The sequence below is a fragment of the Mycobacterium sp. genome (genome assembly GCF_049683355.1).
Taxonomy (GTDB): domain Bacteria; phylum Actinomycetota; class Actinomycetes; order Mycobacteriales; family Mycobacteriaceae; genus Mycobacterium.
Genome location: NZ_JBAUJB010000362.1, coordinates 1 through 8,406 on the forward strand (window position 1 = coordinate 1; position 8,406 = coordinate 8,406).

General features: G+C 67.2%; 9 protein-coding genes and 1 pseudogene. 6 read left to right on the forward strand and 4 right to left on the reverse strand.

Translation table 11 applies throughout. The features are described from left to right. On the reverse strand, positions 1-455 hold a 455-nt coding region (locus tag WA944_RS20770; RefSeq protein ID WP_526647303.1), incomplete at its 3' end, for an amidase family protein. A gap of 90 nt (positions 456-545) precedes the next feature. Here WA944_RS20770 and WA944_RS20775 point away from each other — a divergent pair. Together WA944_RS20775 and WA944_RS20780 are read left to right on the forward strand one after the other, a co-directional pair. After that, on the forward strand, positions 546-1,391 hold the full coding sequence (locus WA944_RS20775; protein ID WP_526369496.1) for an SDR family NAD(P)-dependent oxidoreductase: 846 nt from the start codon (positions 546-548) through the stop codon (positions 1,389-1,391). 99 nt (positions 1,392-1,490) lie between these two features. Continuing rightward, a complete protein-coding gene (locus WA944_RS20780) occupies positions 1,491-2,159 on the forward strand; it encodes a DUF305 domain-containing protein (protein ID WP_526369498.1) in 669 nt (222 codons plus the stop codon). On the opposite strand, the gene WA944_RS20785 is transcribed toward WA944_RS20780, so the two are convergent. Together WA944_RS20785 and WA944_RS20790 are read right to left on the reverse strand one after the other, a co-directional pair. Then, positions 2,128-3,297, reverse strand: coding sequence for a sensor histidine kinase (locus tag WA944_RS20785; RefSeq protein WP_526369500.1), 1,170 nt, complete (start codon positions 3,295-3,297; stop codon positions 2,128-2,130). The genes WA944_RS20780 and WA944_RS20785 overlap by 32 nt on opposite strands. Further along, the gene (locus tag WA944_RS20790; protein WP_526369502.1) at positions 3,294-4,043 is read right to left on the reverse strand and encodes a response regulator transcription factor; all 750 of its coding nucleotides are present in this window, start codon (positions 4,041-4,043) and stop codon (positions 3,294-3,296) included. The genes WA944_RS20785 and WA944_RS20790 overlap by 4 nt, the downstream gene beginning before the upstream one ends. A gap of 370 nt (positions 4,044-4,413) precedes the next feature. On the opposite strand from WA944_RS20790, the gene lpqS reads away from it, so the two are divergent. From lpqS to WA944_RS20805, 3 genes are all read left to right on the forward strand, one after another. After that, entirely contained in the window at positions 4,414-4,830 is a 417-nt protein-coding gene (gene lpqS / locus WA944_RS20795) for a putative copper homeostasis (lipo)protein LpqS (protein ID WP_526647304.1), read from the forward strand. A gap of 111 nt (positions 4,831-4,941) precedes the next feature. Beyond that, positions 4,942-6,045, forward strand: a complete 1,104-nt coding sequence (locus WA944_RS20800; RefSeq protein WP_526608870.1) for a PLP-dependent cysteine synthase family protein — start codon at positions 4,942-4,944, stop codon at positions 6,043-6,045. 44 nt (positions 6,046-6,089) lie between these two features. Next, positions 6,090-7,307, forward strand: a complete 1,218-nt coding sequence (locus WA944_RS20805) for an MDR family MFS transporter (protein WP_526608874.1) — start codon at positions 6,090-6,092, stop codon at positions 7,305-7,307. A gap of 26 nt (positions 7,308-7,333) precedes the next feature. Here the strand turns inward: WA944_RS20805 and WA944_RS20810 are convergent, their stop codons facing one another. Continuing rightward, the gene (locus WA944_RS20810; RefSeq protein ID WP_526371149.1) at positions 7,334-7,792 is read right to left on the reverse strand and encodes a rhodanese-like domain-containing protein; all 459 of its coding nucleotides are present in this window, start codon (positions 7,790-7,792) and stop codon (positions 7,334-7,336) included. A 116-nt stretch (positions 7,793-7,908) separates the two neighbouring features. Between WA944_RS20810 and WA944_RS20815 the strand changes: the two are divergent. Next, a pseudogene (locus WA944_RS20815) lies at positions 7,909-8,406 on the forward strand (cation transporter); the annotation flags it as partial.

The window sequence follows — 8,406 nt, forward strand, 5'->3', positions numbered from 1 at the left end:
GCCGCCGCCCCGCCTGATGACCCGCCGGGCGTCCGCCCGAGGTCCCACGGATTGCGCGCCGGTCCCCAGGCGGCCGGCTCGGTGATTCCCTTCGCCCCGAACTCCGGGGTGTTGGTCTTGCCGAAGATGACCAGGCCGGCGTCGATCCAACGCCGCACCACCGTCGCATGCTCGGCGGCGGGGACCGTCATCAGCGAGCGCGAGCCGGCCGAGGTGGGCAGCCCGGCATAGTCCTGGGCGAGGTCCTTGATCAGGAACGGAACGCCGGTGAACGGGCCGGCCACCACCGCGTCAGGGTCGACGGGCACGTCCCGGACGATCGCGTTGATCTGCGGGTTCACCGCAGCCGCCCGCGCTCGCGCCACCGACATCAGCTCCGCCGCGCTCACTTCGTGGTCGGCGACCAGCTTCGTCAGTCCGGTGGCGTCGTGGGCACGGTAGTCATCGAAGTCCATCCTGCGACGGTAGACGCGGGGACCTGCCGGGAGACCGTGACACCTGGCCCGCACCGTGTCACGGTCCCGACCGCCGTATACCGTCCAACCATGAATCCGGTATCGATAATCACAGGTGGCGCCGGTGGCATGGGTCTGGCCACGGCCAAGATCGTCGGTCGGGACCACACGGTTGTCCTCTGCGACAACAGGCAGGAACGCCTGGACGCCGCTGCGGCCGCGCTGAAAGATCTCGGGGTGACGCATAGCGCCGTCAACTGCGACGTCACCGACCGGCAGGCGGTCGAGCAGCTTTTCGAGACGGCTGCCGGCCTCGGGACGGTGGCTTCGGTGGTCCACGCCGCCGGGGTCAGCCCCAGCATGGGCGGCGCCGACTACATCATCAGAACCAACGCGCTCGGCACGCTCAACGTCGGCGAGGTGTTCTGTGCGGCCGCCGCCGAGGGCGCGGCAATCGTCAACGTGGCGTCGATGGCGGCGCACATGCTGCCCGAGGAGATCGTTCCGACGGCGGAGTTCCCACTGGCGCTGCAGGACCAGAACGCCTTCATGGCGGCGATGATGTCGGCGTGCAGCGTCGCGCCCGAGGAGGCACGCTCGGGGCTCGCCTATGCGCTGAGCAAGTGTTTTGTCAGGTGGTACAGCTCCTCGCAGGCCGAACGGTTCAACGGCCGCGGTCTGCGCATCGTCTCGGTGTCCCCGGGATCGGTCGACACCGAGATGGGCAGGCTGGAGGAGCAGGCCGGAGCGGGTGCGATGGTCACCGACGCCGCGGTCCCGCGGTGGGGCAAGCCCGAGGAGATGGCCGAACTGTTCGCCTTCTGCGCCAGCGACAAAGCCGGCTACCTCACCGGCACCGACATCCTCAACGACGGCGGCGTGATCGCCTCGATGAGGGAGCGAGCCAGGGTGGCCGCCGAAGGATCACAGTCATAAGAACGGGTCCAGCCGTCTTCATCCAATCTTCATCCGACAACGGGCAGACCCACATGTGGCCGGCGAAAGGTGAGAGGGGTTGAAGAGGAAGGAGTCGCGATGCAGAAGACGCGATACGGCTACGGCGCCGCGGCGGTTGTCGCCGCCGCACTCGCCCTGAGTGCCTGTTCGGGTACGGGCACCGATACCCAATCCGCAGTGACCAGTTCGCCCACGGCGGTGGCGACGGCCACAGCTGAGGCCGGGTCCGAGAGTCACAACGACTCCGACGTCGCGTTCGCTCAGGGAATGATCCCCCATCACCACCAGGCGATCATGATGAGCGACACGCTGCTGGCCAAGCCGGGAATCCAGCCCGACGTGGTGTCACTGGCCACCGACATCAAGAACACCCAAGCCCCGGAGATCGACCAGATGCGCGGCTGGCTGCAGCAATGGGGTGCGGGCAACACCATGCCTGGCCATGGCATGCCGGGCCATCAGATGCCGGCACAGGACATGCCCGGTATGGGCGGAATGCCTGCCATGGGGCAGATGCCGGGAATGATGTCGCCGGCCGACATGGCTGCCCTACAGAACGCTCAGGGTGCCGACGCGAGTCGGTTGTTCCTGACACAGATGATCGTCCACCATGAAGGCGCGATCACCATGTCGCAAACCGAGCTCGACAACGGGCAATACCCCGCGACACTCGAGTTGGCGCGGGCCATCATCACCGCGCAGCAGGAGGAGATCACTAAGATGCGCCAGATGCTGGACGCGATGTGACGATCGGTGGAAGCGGAAGCGTCACAGTGAACGTCGACCCCATGCCGGGGCCTGCACTGTCGGCGTAGATGTGTCCGCCGTGCCCGTCCACCAGAGCCTTGGCGATCGCCAGCCCGATGCCGGCGCCGCCGTGCTCGCGGTCTCGCGCTGAGTCGACCCGGTAGAACCGTTCGAACAGCCGCGGCAGATGCTCGGCCGCGATGCCCTCGCCGGTGTCGGCCACAGTCAGCGTCAGCCGGTCTCCGTCCAGGCGGCAGCCGATCTGGACGCGACCCCCAGAAAGGGTGTGGCGCAACGCATTGTCGAGCAGGTTGCCCAGCACCTGGGCGAGTCGCTGTTCATCTCCCCACAGAGGGGGCAGGCCGGCGGGCACCGCGGTTTCGAGCGTGACGTTCTTGTCGTCGAAGCGCTCCTGCGCAGCGGAGACGCAGCCCCGGACCAAATGCTCGATATCGATCCACGACCACGCAATGGAGGCCGAGGTCTCCTCGGCACGAGCAAGTGCGGCGAAGTCCTCGGAGAATCGAACCAGGCGCCGCGTCTGGTCGCGCAGCATGGCGGCGGTCTCCGGGCTCAGGGTTCGCACCCCGTCCTCGAGGGCTTCGATGTAGGCCTCCAGGACCGCCACGGGGGTCCGGATCTCGTGTGCGAGGTCGCCGAACAGGCGGTGTCGGGTTGCTTCGATCGACTGCAGCCGCGATGCCATTTGATTGAAGGCCGCGGCAAGGGCGTCGAAGTCCTCACCGAGTCGCGTTCGGCTGACCCGTGTCTCGTAGTGGCCGTCAGCGACCGCACCGGCTGCCGAGGCGACTTCTTTGACCGACCTCTGCACCCGCCGGCTGAGATACCAACTCACGCCGAGAGCGGCCAGTGCGGACACCGCCAGTGCACCGCCGACGGAGATGACGGTGGCGTATCCGTAGGCCTCCTCGGCGTGGAGCAATTCTGCCGAGTTCATCGGTGCGCCGGCCTGATGGAGGTGTTCTCGAAACAGCGGGGGACCGACAACGGCGGCGACGATCCACGCGGTGGCGATCGCCGTGCCGAGCACCACGGCTTGAGCGGCAAGCAAACGTAACCCGATACCCGGCCGTCGCGTGGCGCGAGGATGTCTGGGGGCCGACGCGACGTCGCTCACTGTCCGGTTCCCATCCGGTAGCCCACACCCCGCACGGTGGCGATGAAGCGTGGCTGGGTGGCATCGTCGCCCAGTTTGCGTCGGAGGTGACCGATGTGGACGTCGACGATCTGCTCGTTGCCGAACCAGGGTTCGTTCCGGACGATCTCGAGGAGTTGGCGCCGACTCAGCACGAGGCCCGGGCGTCCCGAGAGCGCCTCGAGGACGTCGAACTCGGTGCGGGTCAGGAGGATCAGCTCGTCGTCGACGTGCACTTCCCTGGCAGCCACGTCGATGCGCAGGGGCCCGAAGCGCCGCGGTGGGTCTGATCGACCATCGGAGCTCGACGGCGCCGCGGCGTGTAGGGCACGAGGTCGCCGCAACATGGCGCGGATCCGGGCGACGAGTTCGCGCGGGCTGAACGGTTTGGTGACGTAGTCGTCGGCGCCGACGGTCAGCCCGACGACAGCGTCGAGCTCGCTGTCACGGGCAGTGAGCATCACCACGTAGGCGTCGGAGAAGGTGCGCAGTTGACGGCACACCTCCAGGCCGTCGATGCCCGGCAGACCCACATCGAGAATGACGACGTCTGGATCCAGCTCCCGCGCTACCGCTATTGCATCGATGCCGTTGCCTGCCACGACGACCTCGAACTGCTCGCGCTCCAGATAGCTGGCCACGACGTCGGCCAGCGGGGCTTCGTCGTCCACCACCAGCGCTCGGTATCCTTTCGGGCGGTCGGGTGATGGGCCCGTCGGGTTCTCCATTGCTTCATGTTGCCCCCGCGGTCGTCAGATGACCACGACGTGGTCCCGGGCGGCCGTTTCCGGGCTGATATGCCGAATCCGTGACACGGCCGATCGCCTTCTCAGCAAATACCCCGTGCCAAGACCCCCGAAAGCTTCGGTTCACCCATCTGCACTGTCGTGGAGCTGCGCAGACGGTGGCCGTGCAGCCGCCGCCGTGGTGCGTGTCAAGTTCGAGAACCGTTCATTGACAATCCGTTCGGGCACTCCGAACGTCCTGGCAGGAGCCGGTTGCGTCTGGATGCGGCGCGATCGCGAGGCGGTAACAACATGGCGTCAACTCACTGGCGCGGACGTCGGGCGGCGGACCGCTGCTACAGTCGGCAACATCGTGAGGTACACAGGCGTGGGTCATGGGCAGCGACGGCGCGCAGTCGTCGCGCTGCTCCTCGCGTTCTGGGTCGTGGTCATCGGTGCGGAGTGGGCGCTGCCAGGTCTCGAACCGCACCCACCCCACGCGCCGCACCCGATCACGGCCGACTCGACGGCGCACCTGGCGCCGGACCCGGTGGACCATTCGCACATCTCGAGCGGCTCGACGCCCCTGGCGCCAGACACCTTCGCCGAAGCGGTGCTGCCGCGCGGAACGACCGGACTGGTCGCGCTCGGACTGGTCGCCGCCGCGGCCGCGGCCGCGACCCTGTGGCAACAAGCCGCGCTCGCGGCCATTCGAGGCCCGCCCCGGCGGGTCGCCGTCAACACGGCAGGCCGGGCCACGCTGACCCGGCTGTGCATCGCGCGTCGCTGATCGCGCAGCGTCAGACCACGGCCGCCGAAAGGCCGGCCTGGTCGGTGACCGCTGCCCATCATCCACAGCCGCGCGGTCCTCGTCGCGGCCTGCACAAGAAGCGACGCCCCCATGAACCATGTTCTATCCCGCCACACACCCAACCTGACGAGACAGCGCAGACTCGGTCGTCACGATCGGCCCGGACCGATGGTCGGCCACACACCGGTGCTCAGGATCGCCGCACCGTTCACCCACGACCACCGCGGGTTCTGGGCCAAGCTCGAAGGCTTCAATCCCGGTGGGATGAAAGATCGCCCCGCCCTTCACATGGTGGAAGCTGCACTCGCCACCGGAGCGCTCCTCCCCGGTGCGCGGATTGTTGAATCCACCAGCGGCACTCTGGGTTTAGGCCTGGCGCTGGCCGGTACTGTGTATCGGCACCCGGTGACTGTGGTCACCGACCCGGGTTTGGAACCGATCATCCAGCGTATGCTCTCGGCGTTCGGCGCCGAGGTTGTTCGGGTGACCGAACCCCATCCGGTGGGTGGTTGGCAACAGGCGCGGCGCGACCGTGTTCAGCAGATCCTCGCCGCGGATGCGAACACGTGGCATCCCGACCAGTACAACAACCCCGACAGCGTCGATGCGTATCGCGGGCTGGCGTTGGAGCTCATCGAGCAGGTCGGCACCGTCGACACGTTGGTGTGCTCGGTAGGCACCGGTGGCCACTCCGCGGGAGTGGCACGCGTGCTTCGTGAACTCAATCCACGCCTGCGGCTGATCGGCGTGGACGCGATCGGATCCGCGATCTTCGGACAACCCGTCGGCCACCGGTTGATGCGCGGTCTCGGCTCGAGCATCCACCCGGGCAACGTGGATTACGCGGCATTCGACGAGGTGCACTGGGTGGCCCCCGCCGAGGCGGTGTGGGCATGCCGCACGCTGGCCGCCACCCATTACGCCACCGGCGGCTGGAGCGTGGGAGCGGTCGCGCTGGTGGCAGGCTGGGCGGCACGAACCTCACCGGCGGACACCACCATCGCCGCGGTGTTCCCCGACGGTCCACAACGCTACTTCGACTCCGTCTACAACGACGAGTTCTGTCGCGAGCACCGGCTGTTGGGTGGGGAGCCGCCCGCGCAGCCCGATGTCATCGATGAGCCATCCGCACAGGCGGTTTCGTCGTGGACCCGCTGCACGGAGGTGGCGGACCCGGTGGGGGTGCGACGGTGAGGGGAATTATCGCCGGGTTTCGCAGCTTCGGCTGGCCCAGTCGAATGCTGATGATCAACCAGTTCGGCATCAACCTGGGTTTCTACATGCTGATGCCCTACCTGGCCGGTTATCTGGCCGGTCCGCTGGGATTGGCGGCGTGGGCCATCGGGCTGATCCTCGGCGTCCGGAACTTCTCCCAGCAGGGAATGTTCATCGTGGGCGGCACGCTGGCGGATCGTCTCGGCTACAAACCCCTGATCGTGGCCGGATGTCTGCTGCGGACCGCCGGTTTCGGACTATTGGTTTTCGCCGATTCGTTGCCGGCGCTTCTGATCGCCTCGGCAGCAACGGGTTTCGCTGGCGCATTGTTCAATCCCGCTGTCCGCGCCTATCTGGCAGCCGATGCCGGCGCTCGGCGTGTCGAAGCATTCGCGTTGTTCAACGTCTTCTATCAGGCCGGCATCCTCGCGGGTCCACTCGTCGGGTTGACGTTGATGTTCGTCGATTTCCGGATCACCGCAGCCGCGGCCGCGGTGGTGTTCGCGGCACTGACGGTCGCCCAACTGTTCGCGCTTCCCCAGCGCACCGTGCCGCCGGCACAACAGAAGACGTCGGTGCTCGACGACTGGCGCACCGTGGCGCGCAATCGCTCGTTCCTGCTGTTCGCAACGGCGATGATCGGCTCGTACGTGCTCTCGTTCCAGGTCTATCTCGCACTGCCACTGCATGTGAGGTATCTCGCTCCGCGACAGGAAACCGTCGTTGTGGCGGCCATTTTCATGGTGTCCGGTCTTGTCGCCGTTGCCGGTCAGCTTCACATCACCCGGTGGTTCGCGACCCGGTGGGGCGCCGGTCGATCGCTGATGATCGGCATGCTGGTCCTGTCGGCGTCCTTCGTGCCGCTGATCGTGTTGCCGGACGGGGACTGGTTGGGGACGGCCGCTGCCCTGGCAGCACTGTTCATCGCCGTGGTGATTCTGGCTGTCGGATCTGTCGCCGTGTTCCCGTTCGAGATGGACACCGTTGTCTCCCTGGCCGACAACCGCTTGGTCGCCACCCACTACGGGTTCTACAACACCATCGTCGGAATAGGGATCCTCGCCGGCAACCTCGGCACCGGCGCGTTGATGCAGGCGGCCCGCAACGCGGGTGCACCGCAACTCGTGTGGGTCACACTCAGCGTCATCGGGGTGCTTTCGGCGGCGGCCCTGTACCGCCTGGACCGCACCGGCCGTCTGCGTCCTGCACCGTCACACCTGGCGGGCACCGGTGCCCGGTGAGCCACCCGACGTCGATCCGAGGCCGGTCAGTTGCCTTCCAGCGGGCGGCCGTCGGCTTGCCAGGCGCGCATACCGCCGCGCAACTCGACGACATCGGTGTAGCCGAGTTCGGACAGCGTCGCCGCGGCCTGCGCACTCATCGGTCCAGAGCGGCAGTAGATCGCGAGTTCGGTGTCACGATCGGCAGGAAGCAGCCCGGCGTTCGCACCGATCTCGTCGAACGGTATGGACAGATCGGTGCCGGGAATATCACCCTCGAAGGGGACGTGAACGTTGACGGTGACGCGGCCGGGTTCGTTGACGGCCGCGGCGAACTCTCGGACATCGACGAGGCGAGCCGGCGGGGCGCTCTGGCCGGGCGGGCCCGACGGTGCGGGTGCAGGGGGCTGCATCGGCGTGCAGCCGATCAACGCCAACGCCCCCAGCATCACCGCAGGGGTGAAGAGACGAGACGGCCGCAGCGGCGCCGGACACAGGAGGGACATGACCCGAATGTACCCCTGAGGGGTACTTGCGGTAGGTACCCCCTAGGGGTATGCGGTGGCAGCATGCCGGGGATCGGGTGACGGCACCGCTACGGGGCCGAAAAGAGGTGGACGCGATGACACAGACCACGGTGCTCGATGTCGGCGGGCTGCACTGGGCGACATCGGCGCCCATCATCGAATCCGCGTTGAGAGACGCCCGGGTGTGCTGGCGGTGTCCGCAAATGCCGCCAACCAGACCGCGACCGTCAGCTATGACCCGGACGCGACCACTGTCGCGCAGCTTGCCCGGTGGGTGCAGGACTGCGGCTTCCACTGCTCGGGCCGCTCCGTGCCCGATCACGTCTGCGATCGTATGGGCGAGGCCGGTTCGCCGCCCGCGTCCGGACCTTCGCCACACGACATGATGAGCCACGGCGGTCACGGTGCGATGTCGATGGAGGACATGGCCCGCGATATGCGCAACCGGTTCTTGGTCGCGGTGGTCCTGTCCATCCCGATCATGCTGTGGTCACACATGGGCCGTGAGATGCTCGGCTTTCACGTTCCGGCCCCGTTCGGTCTGCGCGACGACGTCTTCGCGCTGCTGCTGAGCCTGCCCGTCGTGTTCTACT